This window comes from Myroides gitamensis (assembly GCF_029894455.1).
Lineage (GTDB): Bacteria > Bacteroidota > Bacteroidia > Flavobacteriales > Flavobacteriaceae > Flavobacterium > Flavobacterium odoratum.
The window spans coordinates 42,213-62,713 of record NZ_JARYHN010000001.1; the positions used below are offsets into that span (position 1 = coordinate 42,213).

Annotated in this window: 23 protein-coding genes; 9 read left to right on the plus strand and 14 right to left on the minus strand. The window is 35.8% G+C overall.

All coding sequences use genetic code 11. The features are described from left to right. Position 1: 1 nt before the first annotated feature. The 10 genes from M2306_RS00230 to M2306_RS00275 form a co-directional block, all read right to left on the minus strand. Positions 2–943 carry an alpha/beta hydrolase gene (locus tag M2306_RS00230; protein ID WP_259189759.1) on the minus strand — a complete coding sequence of 314 codons (942 nt, stop codon included), beginning with the start codon at positions 941–943 and terminating at the stop codon, positions 2–4. A gap of 41 nt (positions 944–984) precedes the next feature. After that, a complete protein-coding gene (locus M2306_RS00235) occupies positions 985–1,566 on the minus strand; it encodes a hypothetical protein (RefSeq protein WP_259189757.1) in 582 nt (193 codons plus the stop codon). Positions 1,567–1,597: 31 nt separating this feature from the next. Beyond that, the gene (locus tag M2306_RS00240; protein WP_259189755.1) at positions 1,598–1,879 is read right to left on the minus strand and encodes a DUF2089 domain-containing protein; all 282 of its coding nucleotides are present in this window, start codon (positions 1,877–1,879) and stop codon (positions 1,598–1,600) included. Positions 1,880–2,637: 758 nt separating this feature from the next. Further along, positions 2,638–2,910 (minus strand): SdpI family protein, encoded by a 273-nt coding sequence (locus tag M2306_RS00245; protein WP_498882719.1) that lies wholly within the window; start codon positions 2,908–2,910, stop codon positions 2,638–2,640. A 372-nt stretch (positions 2,911–3,282) separates the two neighbouring features. Continuing rightward, positions 3,283–3,816, minus strand: coding sequence for a TlpA family protein disulfide reductase (locus tag M2306_RS00250; protein ID WP_259189748.1), 534 nt, complete (start codon positions 3,814–3,816; stop codon positions 3,283–3,285). Between the two features lie 7 nt (positions 3,817–3,823). Next, positions 3,824–4,903 carry an efflux RND transporter periplasmic adaptor subunit gene (locus M2306_RS00255; RefSeq protein ID WP_259189746.1) on the minus strand — a complete coding sequence of 360 codons (1,080 nt, stop codon included), beginning with the start codon at positions 4,901–4,903 and terminating at the stop codon, positions 3,824–3,826. Positions 4,904–4,926: 23 nt separating this feature from the next. Further along, on the minus strand, positions 4,927–5,838 hold the full coding sequence (locus tag M2306_RS00260; protein ID WP_498882909.1) for an efflux RND transporter permease subunit: 912 nt from the start codon (positions 5,836–5,838) through the stop codon (positions 4,927–4,929). Then, on the minus strand, positions 5,756–8,101 hold the full coding sequence (locus M2306_RS00265) for an efflux RND transporter permease subunit (protein WP_498882720.1): 2,346 nt from the start codon (positions 8,099–8,101) through the stop codon (positions 5,756–5,758). Before M2306_RS00265 ends, M2306_RS00260 begins: the two co-directional genes overlap by 83 nt. 12 nt (positions 8,102–8,113) lie before the next feature. Beyond that, positions 8,114–9,499: a TolC family protein gene (locus tag M2306_RS00270; protein ID WP_259189743.1), complete on the minus strand. Its 1,386-nt coding sequence runs from the start codon at positions 9,497–9,499 to the stop codon at positions 8,114–8,116. 132 nt (positions 9,500–9,631) lie between these two features. Next, complete coding sequence (locus M2306_RS00275) at positions 9,632–10,015, minus strand: hypothetical protein (protein WP_230847977.1); 384 nt, start codon at positions 10,013–10,015, stop codon at positions 9,632–9,634. A gap of 274 nt (positions 10,016–10,289) precedes the next feature. Here M2306_RS00275 and M2306_RS00280 point away from each other — a divergent pair, with 274 nt between their 5' ends. The 4 genes from M2306_RS00280 (at position 10,290) to M2306_RS00295 (ending at position 13,221) form a co-directional block, all read left to right on the plus strand. Beyond that, on the plus strand, positions 10,290–10,997 hold the full coding sequence (locus M2306_RS00280) for a hypothetical protein (protein WP_259189742.1): 708 nt from the start codon (positions 10,290–10,292) through the stop codon (positions 10,995–10,997). A 127-nt stretch (positions 10,998–11,124) separates the two neighbouring features. Beyond that, complete coding sequence (locus M2306_RS00285; protein WP_498882721.1) at positions 11,125–11,400, plus strand: hypothetical protein; 276 nt, start codon at positions 11,125–11,127, stop codon at positions 11,398–11,400. Further along, entirely contained in the window at positions 11,393–11,707 is a 315-nt protein-coding gene (locus tag M2306_RS00290) for a PH domain-containing protein (protein ID WP_498882722.1), read from the plus strand. The genes M2306_RS00285 and M2306_RS00290 overlap by 8 nt, the downstream gene beginning before the upstream one ends. Further along, positions 11,707–13,221, plus strand: coding sequence for a PH domain-containing protein (locus M2306_RS00295; protein WP_259189740.1), 1,515 nt, complete (start codon positions 11,707–11,709; stop codon positions 13,219–13,221). The genes M2306_RS00290 and M2306_RS00295 overlap by 1 nt, the downstream gene beginning before the upstream one ends. Before the next feature lie 61 nt (positions 13,222–13,282). Here the strand turns inward: M2306_RS00295 and M2306_RS00300 are convergent, their stop codons facing one another. The 4 genes from M2306_RS00300 to M2306_RS00315 all read right to left on the minus strand — a co-directional run bounded on the left by M2306_RS00300 (position 13,283) and on the right by M2306_RS00315 (position 15,433). Then, positions 13,283–13,693, minus strand: a complete 411-nt coding sequence (locus M2306_RS00300) for an SRPBCC domain-containing protein (protein WP_115091460.1) — start codon at positions 13,691–13,693, stop codon at positions 13,283–13,285. Between the two features lie 75 nt (positions 13,694–13,768). Beyond that, positions 13,769–14,326 carry a Crp/Fnr family transcriptional regulator gene (locus M2306_RS00305; RefSeq protein WP_115091459.1) on the minus strand — a complete coding sequence of 186 codons (558 nt, stop codon included), beginning with the start codon at positions 14,324–14,326 and terminating at the stop codon, positions 13,769–13,771. A gap of 38 nt (positions 14,327–14,364) precedes the next feature. Then, on the minus strand, positions 14,365–15,102 hold the full coding sequence (locus M2306_RS00310) for a DUF4369 domain-containing protein (protein ID WP_259189737.1): 738 nt from the start codon (positions 15,100–15,102) through the stop codon (positions 14,365–14,367). Positions 15,103–15,109: 7 nt separating this feature from the next. Next, on the minus strand, positions 15,110–15,433 hold the full coding sequence (locus M2306_RS00315; RefSeq protein ID WP_002987236.1) for a YbaB/EbfC family nucleoid-associated protein: 324 nt from the start codon (positions 15,431–15,433) through the stop codon (positions 15,110–15,112). Between the two features lie 182 nt (positions 15,434–15,615). Between M2306_RS00315 and M2306_RS00320 the strand changes: the two genes are divergently transcribed. The 5 genes from M2306_RS00320 to capA all read left to right on the plus strand — a co-directional run bounded on the left by M2306_RS00320 (position 15,616) and on the right by capA (position 20,485). Then, the gene (locus M2306_RS00320; RefSeq protein ID WP_002987234.1) at positions 15,616–15,933 is read left to right on the plus strand and encodes a GNAT family N-acetyltransferase; all 318 of its coding nucleotides are present in this window, start codon (positions 15,616–15,618) and stop codon (positions 15,931–15,933) included. A gap of 10 nt (positions 15,934–15,943) precedes the next feature. Beyond that, positions 15,944–16,489 carry an NADPH-dependent FMN reductase gene (locus M2306_RS00325; RefSeq protein ID WP_259189735.1) on the plus strand — a complete coding sequence of 182 codons (546 nt, stop codon included), beginning with the start codon at positions 15,944–15,946 and terminating at the stop codon, positions 16,487–16,489. A 124-nt stretch (positions 16,490–16,613) separates the two neighbouring features. Continuing rightward, the gene (locus tag M2306_RS00330; RefSeq protein ID WP_115091455.1) at positions 16,614–17,231 is read left to right on the plus strand and encodes a GNAT family N-acetyltransferase; all 618 of its coding nucleotides are present in this window, start codon (positions 16,614–16,616) and stop codon (positions 17,229–17,231) included. A 90-nt stretch (positions 17,232–17,321) separates the two neighbouring features. Then, entirely contained in the window at positions 17,322–19,382 is a 2,061-nt protein-coding gene (locus M2306_RS00335; RefSeq protein ID WP_259189733.1) for a S9 family peptidase, read from the plus strand. Between the two features lie 68 nt (positions 19,383–19,450). After that, positions 19,451–20,485 carry a cysteate synthase gene (gene capA, locus M2306_RS00340; RefSeq protein ID WP_002987226.1) on the plus strand — a complete coding sequence of 345 codons (1,035 nt, stop codon included), beginning with the start codon at positions 19,451–19,453 and terminating at the stop codon, positions 20,483–20,485. Positions 20,486–20,501: the final 16 nt, after the last annotated feature.

Below are 20,501 nucleotides of genomic sequence, written 5' to 3' on the forward strand. Positions count from 1 at the left end.
GTTAGTTAGGAGTTAGTATAAAAGTTGCAATTGTCGAGGCAAGTTCGGCATGTAAAGGAAAAGAAGGATCTCCATAGCTTTTCATGTTATCTTCGTCTTTATCTATTTGTTTTAACACGTGATTCATGTTTTTTAAAGTCACGCGTTTTGCCTTGGGATTCGCCTGACTCAATAAATCTCCTTGTTTTAAAGAAACTTGTACATCTTTATCTCCATCAATAATCAATGTTGGTTGTTTTATTTTGGCTATTTCTACGCTTGGATCGTATTTCATCCAGGATATTAAGTAAGGTTGTACACTAGGGCGATACAAGGCTTGAAGCATAGGAGAAATATCTTTTACTGTTTGTCCATTTTTTAATGCAGTATTGATTTCTGTTACTTTTGCTCCTAAAGCGGGGAATTGTTGGGTGATTTGTTCATAGATGATTTGATCTGCAGTTGTACCTGGTCCTTGTAAAGAAACGTACTTCGTGATTGTAGCAGATTTATTTGCTAAAAGATTGGCAAGTAGTGCCCCCTCACTATGTCCAACTAAAGTAATCTTAGGATATTGAGACGTGAAATAAGTGACAATTAAAGCTAAATCATCCACTCCGTCTTCAAAACGCCCTTCTTCTTCTTTTATCGGTTGATTCAGTTTTAATTGCGTAATAAAGCGTTTGTCGTAGGTAAATACATCAAGATTATGAGAGCTTAAAGCTGTCGCTAACATTTTGTATGAATTGCCTTTTAAACCAGCAAAACTATTTCCATTGCGATTGGTTGGACCTGAACCAGGAACAATAATAACGAGATTGTCGTTTTTTGTAGCTGTGGTATATAAATCTCCTAGTAATTGGGAATCAATAGCAATCTCTTTGATTTGAGGTGCTTGAGCAAATCCCAATAACGCACATAAGGCTGTTAGGAGGTAAATAAAGAAGTGTAATATAGTTTTCATCGTAGTATAAGGTTAGAGTAGTAGTTTTTTTTCTATAAGTGTTAGTATAAATAAACCAATAGTTTAGATACAACTTCAGCTAGTAATACTGCTACAATTAGTAATACATGATGAGAAGCCTGTTTTGAATTTGTTGCATTTTTGTATCCTCTATAAAGTAAAAATCCCATAAAAACAAGAGCTGTAAGTCCTACTAAAGCACTTAAACCAAATAGAAAGAGATTGATAAAAGGGAGTTCTGTTATCATTGTAGGATTATGCAAATTGGCGACTAAGAAATCAGTCGTTTCTTGTTGGATGTTTCCTATATTGACAAAAAGTGAAAAATAAAAAGGAACCCTACAAATGAGTGCTACATTGAAAATATCAATAAGACGTGCTTTGGTTGGTAAAAAACGCGAGAGTATAAATAAGGTAACCGTTAGACATAGTGTATTTACTATATTATCTATTAGCGGTTGATACCATTGAATTTGGGAGGTAAGATGCATATCTAAAACTCCATCAAATCGAGTATTAGTAAGAAAAGCAAACAAAGACCCAGCCACTAAAAGAAGTGAACCAATGAAGAAGAGTTTCGTTTCCTGAAGAGTTTCAAAAGGTTTGGTAATAGCATTTTTCATAAAGTTGTAGTTGTGTTGGTTCGTAATTATGTTATGGGTTTTGTAGTTTTTGGATGTGTTCAATCATATCGTCTAATTTATTTCGCACAGTCGGATAGCTAATATTCATTTGTTGCGCCATTTGTTTTAAACTTCCACTGTAAAGAAAAAATTGTAAGATGAAATCTTGCTCCTCTTGTGTCAATTGAGAGAGTAGTGGTAATTCAAATTGTCCACCTACCGTTGTTTCACAACTTTCACAAGCTAATTGGGTAACATGTAATTTATTATTACAACTAGGGCAATGTGTTGGCAGTTTATGTTTTGTTTTCAATTTGTTTAATTTTATTAAAGGCTAATTTAATAAAATTTAGTTTAAAATGAAAAATATTTTTTATTAAGTTGTTTTTTGAGGAGGTGAGATGATGAGGAGGTGAGACGATAAGGAGGTGAGACGATAAGGAGGTGAGACGATAAGGAGGTGAGCCTGACCGGGACTATCTCTTAAAGTGTGTAAGTTAAAAATAAAGACTTCACAAAACGAACTTCACAAGAGCAAACCTCACAAATCAACCCATAACTCATAACCTTAACTTCTAATTTCGTAGTGCCTTTGTTCGACATTCTTTGGAGATTCCTTGGAGTATACTAGGAAAATAGGCCATTTTGTCGAAGGAAAGTCGAAGGAAAGTCGAAGGAATCTCCAAGAAGAGCTGAAGAAGAGCTGAAGAAACCTTATTCAAGTCACAAAGCAATTGGAGAGGAGAGATGGGAAAAGGGTGAGAGGTGTGAACAATTTCTGGTTGAAAACAAATCTTATTTTATCCATAAACTTTACGACTTCACAAAGTACAAACCTCACAAAGAGCAAAGAACAAACCTCACAAAAAAACATTCCTCCCTATTCTATTTTCATAAAAAAAGGTACGAACAAATAATGTCCATACCTTTTTTGCGTAAGTAAAATAATATTATTGATAAAAAACCTCTTTCTTGTCTAGTAGTAGTAGTGATTTTAAAGCAAAGTAAAATATTTTTCTGGCTGTTGTAATCGTTAGCACAAGAAAGAGGAAGAAATAATAATAATTGAAATTATTTTTGAATATAATTTTGGTCGATTTTCTGATCGATTTTTTCTAATACAGTTTCTGTATGAATAATCGTATACAACACACAAAAGATATTAGCTGTAATCATAATCGCTTGTAGTGTTTGTGCGGCATAATCAAATTGAGCTAGTGTATAGTTCATACAAATCAAGAATAAACTAGCAGCAATTAGAGACGAACTACTTGTGCGTTGTGCTACGCGCCAATGTTTGTCATCTTTTAACGCATTATGACTTCTATAGCCTATTAAATGCACTTGTTTAAAGTGAAAAAGAAGATTAAAAAATCCTATTAGGCCTAGAACTATAGGAAAAATATATAGCATGGTCATATTTGTTGTTTTTTGGTTGGTTTTGGTATTTGCTAAAATAAACAAAAAATTAACTTAAACTTAATCTAGAAGTCTAAAAGGAAAGAATTATTTGTTTTTCAATATTTTAAGTTATAATGAGTGCTTAATTTTTTTGTTTTTAGTTAATAGCTAGTTTTATTGTGCTTAATTCAAAAAAATCGCGTTGTTAATAAAGTATTTGTTTTATGTTGATGGAATAATTAAGAAAAAAAAGAACATAAAAAAAGCTCACTTACGAGAAGTGAGCTTGATTCTAACTATTTGAAAACAATTAATTTACAATTTCAAAACTTGATTCATAAATTTTTCAACTTCTTCAGAAGCAAAGTCAACACCACCAACAATACGTTGAATCATATTTCCTTTTTTATCAAAAATTACAGTGGTAGGAATAGAGGTTCCCAAGTAAGTACTTGAAACTGTAGCTGCGGGAATATAAATGGGAAGATCTAAATTTCTTTTGTCCATAAAAGCTTTTGCTTTTTCATAATTACCATCGATATCAACTAGTAAGAAAACAACGTCTTGGTTTTTCATTTTTTCTTTTAATGCTTGAATGGAAGGCATTTCTTTAATACAAGGAGGACACCAAGTAGCCCAAAAGTTAACAAATACAACTTTACCTTGTAAAGAACTCAAGGATACCTTTTTCCCTGTTGCATCAAAAAATACAGCATCCGTTGTTTTGGTGTTTACAACAGGGGCGTTTTTTTGCTGTGCTTGAGCGGGAGTACTAGCATATAATCCCAATGCTAGTAAGAGCATAAGAGCTCCGAGATGACGATTTAATTTTTGTGTGAATTGCATCATACTACATTTATTTTTTTGAGTTTTTCATTTCTTCTGAAGGCTTGTTAATTACTAAGTCTTCTTTGTGAAGTGCACCGAATACTTCCGTAAGAGTATCCAATTGCACGCCTAATTCAACGGGGATTCTAGAGAGCTGATCGCCTTTTTTCGTGATTACAAAATTACCTGATTGGGTGTTGAGAATGCTCTTCGTAGCCATCCATAAGGTCGGTTGTTTTCGCTGTAAGGCTAATTTCACTTGTGCATAATCTCCTCCTTGTAATTTTCCATTTGTATTATCAAGGTCAAATTCCAACGTTAAGGATCTATCCTGTTGATTCAATACGCCAGAAGTTCTCGACAGTTGTACTGTAAATTGCTCCCCAGGATAAGCACTAATGGTAAACGTTGCAGCAGCCGTTTTTTGTATAGCCCCTGCGTGTTTTTCGGGTATTGCTACAGTTAAACGCAATTGATTATTTTGAGCCATTTCAAAAATAGGCGTATTTCCGTTATTGCCAACTAAAGATCCGTTAGATAAATTACGCTGTGTAATAATTCCATCAAAGGGAGCTACAATACGCAAATAATCTTGAAGCTGTTTGGCTTGTGCTGTACTGGCTTTAGCAGATTCAAAAGCAGATTTTGTACTGTTCATTGTACTTTGTGCACGTTCTAATTCGACTTGTGCAACAGCTCCTGTAGTTCTTGAGGCTTCTAGCAAGCGATCATATACTTGTTTGGCTAAAAGGTAATCACTATAGGCTTTATCCTGGATAGACTGATCTGATAACGCACGTTGATTCATCTCAGGTGCTTCTAGTAAGGCTAATAATTGTCCCTTTTTTACATGATCTCCACGATCAACATACAAGTGTTTAATGAAACCAGAAACCTTAGCATATAAAGCGACCTGCTCATAGGGTTTGATTTCACCTGGTACAGTAATAGAATAAATAGGATTTAATTCCTGTAAAGGAGACGTGCTCAAATCTACAGGAATAGTTGGAGGAGTAGCTGTTTTTTCAGTTGGAGCATTATCCTTGCAAGCTGTGAAAAATAAAGTGCTACCTAATATCGTGAGAGATAAAATGACGTATCGTTTCATAATTGTGTTATTAAAAATCAAAATTAATGGGTTTCAAGTGAGTGAAATTTACTTTTTGGATCATCAGGATCTAATGAAGGACCAACTAAGGTTGCTTTTTGCATCGTTGAGGTAAAGAAATGCGGTAGAAGCAATAAGATGGTAACGGTCGATGCTAAAAGCCCCCCAATTACAGCTTGACCTAAGGGAGCAACTTGTTCTCCACCATCTCCTAAACCTAAAGACATCGGCAACATTCCAGCAACCATGGCGGCAGCAGTCATTAATACTGGGCGTAGACGCGAAGAAGCAGCTAAGCGAGCTGCATTAACAGTGCGCAAGTGCATTTCTTTTCGATAGTATTCCGCTTGATTAATTAAGAGCACGGCATTGGAAACGGAAACCCCAATAGACATAATAATCCCCATATACGATTGTAAGTTTAAGGTACTTCCACTGAGGAATAATAACAGTAAACTTCCTGCAATTACTGCCGGCAATACAGATAGAATCACTAATGGTAATCGGAAAGATTGATAGTAAGCGGATAGCATCAAATAGATGGTAACAACGGCAACACCAAGTCCGATTAATAAATTACCAAGTGTTTCATCTAAGAGATTGAGCGTTCCTTCTGTCCAAACAATAGTTCCTCTTGGTGGTTCTCCTACATTGGCAATGGCTTTCTTCACAGCTTTAGAAGCTGATCCTAAATCTTTATCGTGGATGTTTGCAATAACAGTTACATATCGATTCGGCCCTTTTCGGTTCACTTGAGCTGCTTCATCTACTAAATTAACTGTTGCAACATCCTCTAAAATTGGACGTAAACTACCTTTTTTCAATGGAAGTGCTTTGAGTTTTTCAGCACTGTCAATCGTTCCTTCTGGAATTTGAACCTGTACTTGGGAAAACCAATCCAGAGTTTGGATCCACCCATAAATTTTTGTCCGTATAACGCGTAGAAGAAGTTGCCGTAGCTAAACTTCGGGTAACATCGCTCATCGTTAAACCAAATTGACCTAATAAATCGCGGTTTACTTCAATTTGTAAGGTTGGATAGTTTAAAGGTTCTGCAATTCGAATATCGCGTAGATAAGGAATCTCTTTTAATTCTTGTTCAATTTTCTTGGCGTGATTTTCAGCCATTTTAATTTGTCTCGCACCAACTTTAACTTCAATAGGTGTCATGGCTCCTTGACCCATGATTTTTTCTACCAACTCCATAGGTTCAAAGTTAATCAGGACCTCTGGTCGATTGGCACTTACTTTTTCTCGAATTTGCTCTTTGAGTGTTGAAATTGACCCTTTGTAAATACTTTGATCAATCGCTACTTGCAATACGGCCTCATGGGAAGCATTAGTAAATAAGAAAATAGGGTTAATCGGCGTTCCTGATGGATGCATCCCTACAAAAGAAGAAGTGATAGAAATTCCATTTTCTGGTAGTACCGAAGCAATATCGCTGATGATATCTTTGACAATTTCTTCTGTTTTCTCAATGCGACTTCCCTGAGGAGCTTCAATACGAATCTGAAAATCTCCACTGTTAGAAGCAGGCATGATATCGGTTCCAATGAATTGCAGTAAAAGGGCAATACACCCCACAGCTACAAGGATGTAACCAACAAAAAGTGCACGAGATCGCTTATGCCAAACACGCACCACTTGAGAGTAACGCAAGCGAAATTTCTCAAAGAATTTGCGTTGTCTTTTTGTTTTCTTGTCATAAATCGCAAGGTGTTTGTTCTTCATTAACCAATTGGCTAAAATTGGAACGAACGTTTGTGACGCTAAGAAAGAGAAAATCATGGCAAACGCTACCGCCATTGAAAGAGGCATGAACATGTCTTTCGGAATCCCTGTCATTATGAAAGCAGGGGTTAACACCGCTAAAATACAAAGAAGAATAAGCAACTTGGGAATTGAAATTTCAAGAAGCGCATCTAAAATAGCTTGGGCCTTGGATTTTCCCATCTCAAAGTGCTGGTGAATATTCTCTATGGTCACGGTGGCTTCATCGACGAGAATACCAATGGAGAGGGCAAGTCCACTCAGGGTCATAATATTAATGGTTTGCCCCATAAAATATAATGCTGCCACGGCAGATAAGATTGCTACTGGAATCGTCAATATTACAATGATGGCTCCACGTGTATCACCTAAGAATAAGAAAATCATCAATCCAGTAAATAAAGCTCCTAAGATTCCTTCGTGAATCAAGTTGGTTAAAGAGCGCTCAATGTATTTGGATTGGTCAAATTCATAACGGATAGACACATCTTCAGGAAGTGTGTTTTCTAATAAAGGCAAAGACGCCTTTAAGTTTTTTACTACATCAATGGTTGAAGCATCTGCTTTTTTGATAATCGGCAAATAAACAGAGCGCGTACCATTAATTAAGGCATACCCTGTTGTTTGGTCAGCTGCATCAATCACCTGTGCAACATCTTTTACATAGATGGTTCTATTGTCAGTTGTACGCACTGGCGTATTGAGAAATACTTCTGGATTGGTCGCAATGGAGTTAATCGGAGCCATTAAGTTTTGTTCTCCAATGCGGATATTTCCAGCAGGAGAGGGGTGACTGTTTTTCGTAATAGCTAAGGTAATTTCTTCTGGACTCAATCCATTGGCTTGCATGGCCTGTGGGTCAATATTGACAATAATAGAACGCACATTACCCCCGAAAGGAGCAGGTGCAGTTACCCCAGGAATTTCCACAAACATGGGTCTAATTCGCGTCTGTACCATGGTTTGTAGTTCTGTAATGGTACGTTGAGGGCTCTCAAAAACGAGTTGCCCAACAGGTAGAGAACTACCATCAAATCGAACCACCATCGGAGGTACAGCTCCTGGGGGTAAGAATCCCATTGCACGGGAAACTTGGGTGGAAACTTCTCCTGCTGCTTGCGCCATATCCGTTCCTGGATAAAAGGATAATTTCATCAAGGTTAATCCTTGAACACTTTTAAAATCAATGTTTTGAACTCCTCCTACGAAGAGTAATACTTTTTGAAATTCATTGGCCATAAACCCATCCATATAGGCTGGCGAAAGTCCACCATAAGGCATGGCAATATAAATGGAAGGAAGTTCTATTTCTGGAAAGATATCGACATTGATTTTCTTAATCGAATTAATCGATAAGAAGCCCAAGGCTAATACGATGATTAGAATGGCAATAGGCTTTCTTAAGGCAAATCTGATTAGATTCATACGGAGTCTATATTATAAGTTAGTAAATAAAAAGTCGAAATTCGCGGTTAAGGTTGCCTCAGAAACCAATTGCATCCAATATTGTTGGGTTGCATCAATATGGGTTTTCTCCGCTTGTTCGAGTAGCTGTTGAATTTGTAAGAGCTCACTCAGTGTGATTAAGCCGCTTTTATAACGTGCCATATACATGGAGTATGCTTGAGTCGCATGTACAATCGCTTGGTGCGTTTGCTGCAATTGCGCTGTTTGTTCTTTAATCTGAACCTGACTAGCTTCTATATTGGCATGTAAGGCTTGCTCATACGCATTGTATTTTTTCTCCGCACTTTCTGCTTGTTTACTGAGGGCTTGTTTTTTATATTGGTTGGTAAATAAGGAAGAAAAATTCCAAGTGATACCAACGCCAACCAGATAGTTATCGACAGAATTCGAAAAACCATCTTTCCATTTGTCAGTAACCGTATTGGTTTGAATACCACTACCTCGAATCGCATACCCCCCTAGCACTTTTACACTTGGAAGTGCCGCTCTTGTCATAGATTTACTGCTGTGTTCAAAATAAGAGGCTTCTTGTTTGTATTGCGCTAAAACAGGATGTTCAATCTCCTCAGTTGTGTTTGATGTATTGGTTTTGTGTAAAGGAAAAGTTAGAAAGTTGTGTAAACGCGTTGCATCAAGGGTATCTAGTGGTTCTCCAACTAATTCCGTTAAGGCAATGTGAGTCGCTTGTTTACTTCCAGTCCAAAAACTTTGCTGTCCTGCTGCTTGTAGATAGGAAGAATGTGCCAATAGATTATCAGCTGCAGGTTTTAATCCTGATACAGCTAATCCGTTGGTAATTAACTCGATGCTCTTCAGGCGTTCTGCGTTTTTGCTCATCCAATCATAATTGGCTGTAGCGTATAAAAGCTGAATATGTCGGAAGGCTAATTCTTTTTTGAGTTGTAGGACGTAAGCTTCTTTTTGTGCTATTTGTTGTTGGTATTGTGCAGTAGCAGCTTTGTTTTCCTGCTGCTGTTTACCAAAGGCAAATACTTCCCATTCAACCACGGCTGAACCAAAGGTATTGAAGGTTTGGTCACTGCCATCCAAGAGTGTCGGGTTTCCACTGACATTAAAAAAGCCAGATTGTGGAAAAAATGCCCCATTACTCCCCTCAAAAGTACCATACGAGTTTTGGGCTTGAATTTTAAATTGAGGTAAAGCTTGACTTTTTACCGCTTGTGTTTTGCTTGCTGTTGAGGCTACTAAAGCTGTTTGTGCTTGTAATCCTGGATAATTATGTGCTACTTTTTCCCACAAGTCGCCTAAGGAATTTTTTCCTGGCTCTTGAGCATAAATAGTCACGCTTAAACAGGTCAACCACAGGTATGTAGCCGAACGAAAAATCGTTTTCATTAGAAAGAGAATATAAGGGATCTGTCCAGAGATAGATCGCAAATTATTGGATTTTGTTAACGATAGATAGTAGGTAAACCGTGTAATAGCTTAAGCTAATCACGATAGACTGACCAGAAAGACGTTAAAAAATCAAATTCTCAGGTTCTGAAATTCGATAAATAAAGGGAGCTTGCCCTGTAATTGGGAGGTATCCTGATACGCAGGATTTGTATTGGATTCACCTTTGATGCGAATACCAAAAAAGAAAATAAGAAAAGTAGATACAACTAAAGCAATAAATGGATTTGTGAGATCCCATCCCGCTTTTTGTAACACTTGGCTATGATCATCGATACTTAGACTTTGACCACAACTTCTTTCAGTTACTGTTGTGTATTTTTTACTTTTATTGGTTTTGGTTGTTTGTTCTATAGGAGTTGTCGTGTCACCAAGTAAGTGGTTGAGACTCGTCTGCATGGAACAAGTAGAGAAAATAAGCCATACCGCACACGCCAAAGCGAACGCTTTTTGCATTTTTTTGAGCATGATATGTGACGTGTTTATTTTCATAGAGTGACAAACATAGGGTATTTCAAAATTAAATACAACGTTTTTTTGTTTTTAATTCGGTGAATAGTAATTCGTCAGATTCATAATAGAAGACGTATGAATAAGCCTAATTACAAAATGATAGTCTCACACAAAAAAATAATGACATAAAAAATAATGACATAAAAAATAAAAGAGAAGCCTTTGGTATGAATTTTGATTGATATTCAGGAAAGAAACAAAAATTAAATAACACAATATGAAAAGAGTATTAGTATTATTTGGGTTAATTCTTAGCTTGTTCGCAGTGACAAGTTGTAGTACAGATGATAATAGTGGATGGAGACCTTATCCAGTAGGTGGTTTAACCATGGTGAATGGTTATGGTGGTTCAGAGGCTGTGTGGTATTTGGCTAATGGTCGTTTTGTACAACCTCCTTATCAAGGGTTGATGTACAAAGGCTATGATTATATCGGATTATATACAGGTAATCGTTCGTTGGATATTGTCACCAATCAAAATGAAAGAATTGTAACCAATGCAGGGATACAAGTGGTGGATGGACAACTCTATACTTCATTCGTAGGAGGGAAATCAAAAGATAAGGTTATCCACTTTATAACCAATGATCAACGTATTACCCTTGGAGAAGAAGGGAATTTGACTCATTCGGGACTTCGTTTTTTTAATTTGACAGGAGAGGATTTAGCTGTAAATGTAAAACTAGATGATGAGGTTGTGTTTACCAATCGAAATACGGAAACAGAAACGTCAGCGAAAGAAAATGAAAAATTTATCGCTCAAACAAGTAAAACCTATACAGTGAGTGTACAAGATAAAGACGGTAAAGAAATAGCTAAACGCGATCAAATCACTTTGGAAAAAGGCAGGTATTTTTCTTTAATTCTAGTCGGTTCTAACTCTGCTGAAAAACCTTATTATATAGGTCTTGTAAAGCAGTTTTAATTCTATATCTATAAATCAATTGGGAAAATAGTCATCATTTATATGGTGGCTATTTTTTTATAGGATAGGCGTTAGTTTCATCAAGGCGAAAAGAATATATTTGTTTATCCAAATGCTTATTTTAGATATGAACACAATCTTTTCCAACCAGCAAATTAATACCACAGAACTGCCTACTACAGATGCAGTAATTTTCCAACCTTTACATGTAAAGTATAAACGTGTTGTCCTAATCAGTACGATTATTTTTCTTTTGTTTATTTTGGCATTGGGAGCAAGTGGCTTCTATTTACCCCTTTTTAGGAGAGGATTCCATGTTGTTGGAATACAAGGCCGTTGTATTTGGTACAAGCGTTGTGTTTTCTTTGCTTGTGTTGGTTTTAAATATGTTGGGTGTGAGTAAAAAAGGATATGCAGTGAGAGAACATGATATTCTATATAAGTCGGGTGTACTCCATCAAAAAGAAACGACAATTCCTTTTAATCGCGTCCAACACGTAGAAATTTATGAAGGAGCTTTGTTGAGGTTATTTGGACTTTGTAGAATTGAGTTTTTTACGGCAGGTGGAAGTTTAGGAGATTTAAAAATCCCAGGTTTACCTCTTGAAGAGGCTAACAAAATAAAGGCTTATGTGATTGAAAAAGTATTACCTCAAGCCAAGGAGAGAGGCGAAAACAATACGCAAGACTTTTTAAATACTGAACAATAATGAATTTCTATATTCCTAATCGACAGGCGCCTATCGGTATTGTTGTCAATTTCATTTATTGGTTGCAAAAATTCGTTCGTGCTTTTTTTCCTGTTCTTATTTTAGTAGCCCTGAGAATCAACAAAGGGGAATGGACAGGGAGGTGGGATTGGATCCTATTGAGTGTAATTGTTGGATTCATTTTAGCCTTAGTTTTTGCTTATTTCAGCTATCGTAATTTTACTTTTCACATTGAAAAGGAAACCGATGCTTTTGTCTTGCAGAAGGGGATTTTTAATAAAACAAAAACGACCATTCAACTTCGAAAGATTCAACAGGTAAATATCAATCAATCGTTTATTAATAAGTTGTTTCAAATATATTCGATTGAGGTCGATTCTGCAGGAAGTGGATCAAAAGAAGGAGTTATTACTTCTGTTTCTCATGAAGTTGCCCAAGCGTTAAAAGAAACATTATTGGCCTATAGAGAAGGATTGCTAGAAGCAGAAGGGGAAGATACTGTAGATCAAGGAACAACTCAAGAAGGGAATGCTGTACAAGATGTTCGACATATCAATGTATTGACCTTATTAAAAGTGGGAGTAACGACCAATTACCTGTATACGATGGGTATTGTTTTGTTATTTGCAAACTCCCTGATATACGAAGGTTCTAAGTTTTTTGGAGATACGATAAATGATGAAGCAATCGATACATTCATCGAAGAACGAATTACTTTTTATGTTGGATTGATTCTAATGCTCGTTTTTTTAGCAGCTATCTTTATTGCCAATATCATTCGCACCGTTATTAAATTTTATAACTATAAAGTGGTGGTTCAACAAGGAAGTTTATTTCTTTCGTACGGATTACTCCATACGAAGAGTACAATTATTAAACCATCTCGTGTTCAATTAGTCAAAATTGTCCGCAATTATTTCCAGAAACTATGGGGGATTTCAAGTTTTAAAATTCACCAAGTCTTTGGAAAAGAATCGTTAAATAAGAAAACAGGTCTAGAAATCCCCGGTTGTTCTAACGAAGAAACCAAAGAGTTCTTTGATATGATTTATAAAAAACCATTGGATTTTCAAGGAGTTGAATTGAAATACAACTATCGTTTCTTTGGTTTTCGTTTTTTCTTTTTGGTGCTTGTACCAATCAGTTTATTTATAGGACTAACACAAGAAACACTAGATACAAGTTTGAGGTTTAGTAGTGCAGCTGCCTATTTTGTAGTGGTAACGTTGTTGATTTGGCGTTATTTTAGAGTGGGACGATTAATTGTTACGGATGATTTTATCATTGTAAAAACAGGAGCTTGGGATATAACACATACCATTTTAGAACCCCATAAAATTCAAAAAATTGTATTGTCTCAATTTGCATGGCAAAAAGCAGCTAATGTGGGAAACCTAATGTTGCATACTGCGGGAGGAATTGTTCATTTTAGTACTTCAAACTATGAACAAATGAAGCAATTTAGAAATCAATGGTTGTATAAGATCGAAAGTGAGAATAAGCATTGGATGTAGGGAGATAGTTAACAGTTTATGGTGGACAGTTTACCGTAAACTGTCCACCGTAAACCATTCCCTATTCCACATATTCTTTAAGTGAACAATTCATCAAGATAAAACCAGGAAGTGTTTCTTTTTTCAATTTCTTTTTGAGGAGGGGAACGAGTAATCCATTGAAATTTTCACCTTGAACGAATAAGCATTTGTGTTCATCAATGGGGATAATTTCAAAGTAGTGATACCCATCAAAAAGACCTTTAATGCCTAGTTTACCTAACCAAGTTAACTTTTGATGTGGTTTGTATACCTGAACAATAGGAGCAAAGCGCATGTTCTGAATTTTTACTTTCAGTTTTTGACGTGGTGCAGCAGTTCCTTCTATTTTAGTAATAAAAGGATTCCATTTGTAGTAATTTTCAAAATCAATTAATGCATTCCAAATGGTTTCTGCATTCGCTTTAATTTCTATTTGTGTAACCAGTTTCATATCGTATTGTTTTACACAAATATCTTTGCTTTTGAATTAGGAACTCTTGATATACATCAAGAAAACAGAGAAGGATTACTTTCGTCTTAATCTACTTAGTGTTTCGGGCGTCATACCCAACAAGGAGGCAATATACTGATGCGGTACTTGGTTGAATAAAAAGGCATAATCTTGGCAAAAAGCATGGTAACGCTCCTCGCTATTTTGAGATAAGAATTGAAAAATTCGCTGTTCCATTTGATGAAAGCAATGGCCGATAAAATTTCGTTCTTTGGTTTGCCAATCGGCGATTTTCGTTTGTAGCTGTTTGTAGTCTTTCTTTGAAACGGAAAATAAGGAAACAGGAGTCAAGGTGGTAAAGTTCCATCTCGCGGGTTGATCAAAAAGCCAAGAAGACAAATCGGTAATAAAATAACCAGGAGCACTAATCCACTGTGTAATTTCCTTTCCATCAAAATCAGCATGAATGCGGATATAGCCTTCTGTAAGAAAGAAAAGCTGAGTAGCTTCTTTGCCTGCTTCTAGTAAAGAGGTATTCTTGTTGTAGGTATGCGGAACAAAATAGTTGGCGGCTTCTTGTGCTTCATTATCCGTTAAATGAAGTAGGAATTGTAGAGAGGCTTGTAATGACATAAAAAAAATTGTCCTTTGATTCAAAGGACAATTTACGATTATTCGGTTACTTTCGTTTCTTCTTTTTTTCTTTCTTGAATAAATTCATTCAAACTTTTCGCGTACTTGTGATTTTGTATTTCAGGAGTTAACGCATTATAAATGGTATCCAAGTATTTGATATTGCGATCGTATAATTCAGTAAGCGCAATATAAGGAGCTACATCAGAATGTTTGTTGTTTAAAGCAAAGTTAATTGCATTTAAGTATAAACGACCTGCTAATTTTTTACTTACACCTTGTAAGCTGTCTAATTGAGCAGTATTTGCTGTTTTTTGAGCTTCAAATAGGGCTATATATAAATCGTTTTGACGATCTGTAATAAGGGTTCTCGATTTTAGATACTCATTGTATAGTTCATTGCTTTGAGATCCTTGTACTTTTGCATCCTTGTAAAAGTTTTTCAAGGTTGTTTCGATGGTCATTGCTCCTGGTTCTGAAAAAAAGGCCAATTGATTATCAATAGAATTACTATGTCCACGATCTAATGAAAGGAAAAGCATTTCTGGTGATTCTAAATGGTATTTGAAAGCGAAATTTGATGACTTTCCATCAAAAACGACAGAATCTATAGCAGTAAAAACAGTATCTTGAACATGGTATAGATATACTTTCCCTTGCTTTAAGCCTTCAATTTTTCCTGTAATCGTTAGATTGTCTGTTCCTTTTGTGTCTTTGCTACATGAAGCAAGAAGTGAAGCGCCTAAGAGTAAGGCAACACCCATATATTTTTTCATTCTATTCTTATTTAAATAAATCTAACCCTGGGATATTAGGCATACCATCTTTGGCTGCCGCTGCTAATTCAGCCTCGTGAATTGCTGTAGCTTTTTCAATGGCTCTGTTTAATACTAGAACAAGATAATCTTCCAATTGATCTTTATCTTCCATTAATTCATCCGAAATGGATAAGGAACGAATTGTTCTGTTTGCCGTTAAAGTAACCTGTAGTAATTCGTCACTACTTTTTTCGTCAATTAGAATAGTATCTAATCTCTTTTTTGTTTCTTCAATTTTAGCTTGGGTTTCTTGTAATTTACCCATCATTCCCATTAAGTCGCCAAACATAATATAGTACATTAAAATTTAGTGTGACAAAAATAGTATATTCTTTTCAAGTTTTGTTCATGATCTAGAGAAAGACCAGAACTATTTTTGTACTATCTTCCCTATAAATTAATTTACATTAAGAATTAACGAATATATAATCCGTATTTTTGATACTATAACACCCGTTAATACAAAAAAAGATGAAAGAAGAATTTTTGCCCTTAGCTGTGAAACAAAATACAGCAAATCACAGATTTGAATTAACTGTAGATGGATATACTGCTTTTATTGATTATAAAGAAGATAGTAAGCGTATTCACTTAATTCATACAGAAAGTCCTGAAGAATTAGCGGGTCGTGGTGTTGCAACAGCATTGATTGAAAAGACGCTGATGTTTATAGAAGAACACAATAAAACGGTGATGCCGTTTTGTCCGCTTGTGTTTGCTTATATTAAAAAACATCCAGAGTGGAAACGAATCGTTGATTTAGGATTTCCAGCCTATGATAAATTATAGACAAGTAGAGATGAAAAAGAAAATAGTAGGATTTGGAGCTAGTATCTCTACGACCTCCATTAATAAAGCATTTGCAACCTATGCTTTGGAATTTTTTCCAGAATATGAGGTTGAATTGATTGATTTGAATGATTATAAAGTACCTGTATTCTCTGTAGATTGTGAAAAGGAGAATTGTCCTGAAGAAGCGAAAGCATTCTTAGCTAAACTAAAAGAGGCAGATGTGCTTATTTGTTCGATGGCGGAGCATAATCGAAATTGGACAGTAGGATTCAAAAACTTATTTGATTGGTGTTCAAGATTAGACTTGAAGTTGCTTCAAAATAAACCCATGTTTCTTTTATCAACGTCACCTGGCGGATATGGGGCTCAAAATTCAATGAATATTGCTAAGACGATTTTTCCTGCTTTTGGAGGAAATATCTTAACTACATTCGCCTTACCTAAGTTTCATGAAAACTTTGATCGTGAGCAAGGGATTTTAGATGCTGCTTTGTTGGCAGATTTCAAAAATCAAGTTGACGATTTTAAACATAAATTAATCGAAGAAAATTAAAAGAAGAAAGAGATAGTGTATGGACTATCTCTTTTTTGTTAGTATGCTGTTAAAGGTTCGTACTTAGCCCAAAAAGTATGAATATCTTTGAGTTAAATACGGGTAAAACTTAACCAAACAATCTATGACTTCAACCCTTGAAATTCCTGCTACTTTTGATTTTACAAAAGAGTATGTTTTAGAGAATGATCGTGTAAAACTCATTCCTTTAAGTGAAAAACACCTCGTTGATTTACTGTATTACGCACTAAATGAATCCGATATCTGGTATTTTTCGTCGGATAAACCAACAGATAACGAAAATATGATTAAGTATGTAAAATCTGCTTTGGCCATGCGCAAAGAAAAGCAAGGATATGCTTTTGTAGTATGGGACAAAGAACAGCAGAAATTCGTGGGTTCAACTCGTTATTATCGCGTCGATGTACGCAATAAAGTTAGTACAATTGGCTATACTTGGTATAGTAAATCTGCTCAAGGTACAGGAGTGAATAAAAACTGTAAATACTTGTTATTTGAATTTTTATTTGAAAAACTTCGTTTTGAACGGGTAGAATTTGAAGCAGACAATGAAAATCAACGCAGTATAGCCGCTATTCTCAGTTTAGGGTGTAAACAAGAAGGTATTTTGCGAAAAAATAAAATCAGAACGGATGGTACTCGTAGAGATAGTGCCATTTTTGGCTTATTGCGAGAGGAATGGCTCGCGACAGCTAAAGAGAAATTACAAGCTAAATTGTAGTATATGTTGCAGTGGGATGTTCTAAAACTATGATGCAAATCCTAGTCTTCCCCCTGAAAAACGCTTATTTTTGTATTTTAAATCAAAGAAATGAACGAATCTATTCAAGCTCCTGTAGCTAAAAAAATACCTCATGAACTAAAAGCGCATAACCAAGTGCGTATTGATAATTATTTTTGGTTAAACGACAGAGAAGATAAAGAAGTATTGGCTTATCTAGAAGCTGAAAAAGCTTATTACCAAGCCTCTACAGCCCATACGAAAGACTTACAAGAGCGCTTGTTCTCAGAAATGAAAAACAGAATCAAAGAAGATGATTCATCTGTGCCTTATTTCTATAATGGCTATTATTATATTACGCGTTTTGAGCAAGGAAAAGATTATCCTATTCATTCCCGTAAAAAAGGAAACTTAGAGGCAGAAGAAGAAATTATGTTCGACTGTAATGTAATGGCTGCCCCGTATGCGTATTTTCATTTAAGAGGGATTACCGTATCTGAGGACAATCAATGGGTGGCTTATGGTGTGGACACCGTATCTCGAAGAGAATATACATTACATGTGAAAAATCTTCTTACAGGAGAGGTTTTAGATGTAGCAATTACCAATACAACGGGAGCATCTACGTGGGCCAGTGATAATAAAACGTTGTTTTATTCTCGAAAAGATGCAGTTACCTTGCGTTCAGATAAAATTTATAAGCACGTGATTGGTACGCCGATGACAGCGGACGTTTTAGTGTACCACGAAACGGATGATACTTTTGATACTTTTATTTACAAGGAGAAATCTAGAAAATTCCTCGTTATAGGAAGTGAAAGTACATTAACTAGCGAATATCAAATCTTAGAGGCGAATAATCCACAAGGTGAATTCAGAATTTTCCAAAAAAGAGAAAGAGGAGTAGAGTATGGGATTTCGCATTATGATAACCGCTTTTATATTTTGACGAATAAGGATGATGCGGATAATTTTAAATTAATGTCTTGTCCAGAAACACAAACTGCAACCGAACATTGGACTGAACTGATTCCTCATCGTGAAGATGTATTATTAGAAGGGGTTGATATTTTCAAAGATTACTTGGTGATTTCAGAGCGTTCTAATGGACTTCCTCATATCAAAATTCAACCTTGGAAAGAAGGCGAACAAGCGTATTATTTGCCTTTTGAAAGCGAAACCTATAATGCACAAGCACAAATTAATGCTGATTTTGAAACAGAAAAATTCCGCTTTGTATATCAATCGTTAAATACACCGTCGTCGGTGATTGATTTTAATATGCGTACCCAAGAGAAAGAAATCTTGAAAGAACAAGAGGTATTGGGGGATTTCGATAAGCATAACTATGTAGAAGAGCGAATTTGGGCTACAGCAAAAGATGGAGTTAAAATTCCTATATCAATGGTATACAAAAAAGGAATGGAACGCAATGGGAACAATCCATTTTTATTGTATGCGTATGGATCGTATGGAATTACAATGGAACCTTATTTTTCTACTACGAGATTGAGTTTACTTGATCGCGGTTTTGTTTACGCTATTGCGCATGTTCGCGGTGGAGAAGATATGGGACGCGATTGGTATGAAGACGGAAAATTATTAGTGAAGAAAAATACGTTTACAGACTTTATTGCTTGTTCAGCTCATGTAATTGAACAAGGATATACATCCAAAGAATATTTATTCGCAGAGGGTGGTTCTGCAGGTGGTTTGTTGATGGGCGTAATAGCAAATGAACGCCCGGATTTATACCAAGGGATAATTGCACAAGTTCCTTTTGTAGATGTGGTAACCACAATGTTAGATGATAGTATTCCATTAACTACAGGTGAATATGACGAGTGGGGAAATCCGAATGAAAAAGAATACTATGAGTATATGTTGTCTTATTCTCCTTATGATAATGTAAAAGCGCAAGATTATCCTCATATGTATATCTCAACAGGCTTACATGATTCGCAAGTGCAATATTGGGAACCAGCTAAATGGGTAGCCAAATTAAGAGATACCAAAACCAATGACAACCAATTGTATTTTGATATCAATATGGATACAGGACACGGAGGTGCTTCAGGACGATTTGAATCTTTAAAAGAAGTAGCGAAAGAGTTTGCTTTCATGTTCGATTTAGTCGGAATTAAACAGTAAAAAGAATTAAATTAGTATAGGTATTGCGCTCAATTTCTGTGCGCAATACCCCATTAAAAAACAAAAAGATGAAAGAAGAAATCCAAGCTTTTGATAATGTAATCTCTTTAGTAGGAGATACGCCTTTAGTGAAATTGGACAAAGTGACCGCTTCATTAAAAGGACATTTCTACGGAAAAGTAGAAGCTTTTAATGCAGGACATTCAGCAAAGGATAGAATTGCCTTGCATATCATTGAAACTGCAGAGAAAAAAGGAATTTTAAAACCGGGTGGAACAATTGTGGAAACGACTTCTGGAAATACAGGTTTTAGTATTGCGATGATTAGTGCAATTAAAGGATATAAATGCATTCTTTCAGTGAGTGATAAATCATCACCGGATAAGATTGATATGTTGCGTGCGATGGGAGCAAAGGTTTATGTTTGCCCAGCTAACGTGGCTGCTGACGATCCAAGATCTTATTATGAAGTAGCAAAAAGAGTGCACGAAGAAACGCCAGGATCAATTTATATTAACCAGTATTTCAATGAATTAAATACAGAAGCACATTATCTATCTACTGGGCCAGAAATTTGGGAACAAACAAAAGGGAAAATCACTCATTTTGTTTGTTGTTCAGGAACGGGAGGAACGATTTCAGGAACCGCTCGTTATCTGAAAGAGAAAAATCCAGCGATTCAAATCTTGGGAGTAGATGCTTATGGATCTGTTTTGAAAAAATACCACGAAACAGGAGAGCTAGATCCAAATGAAATAGCACCTTATAAAATTGAAGGACTAGGGAAAAACTTGATTCCATCGGCTACTGATTTTGCCGTGATTGACCAATTTGTTAAGGTAACTGATAAAGATGCTGCTTTAGTAGCTAGAGAATTAGCTCGTACAGAAGGGTTATTCTTAGGATATACTTCGGGAGCAGTTTTACAAGCGACACGTTTATATGCAGAACAAGGAATGTTTGATGAAAATAGCGTAGTAGTATTACTATTTCCTGATCATGGATCTCGTTATATGAGTAAAATCTATAGTGATGATTGGATGCGTCAACAAGGGTTTCTCGATGAGAGTGAACCTAAAAATGAAATAAACTACATCAAGTAAAAAATAGAAAAGGCTG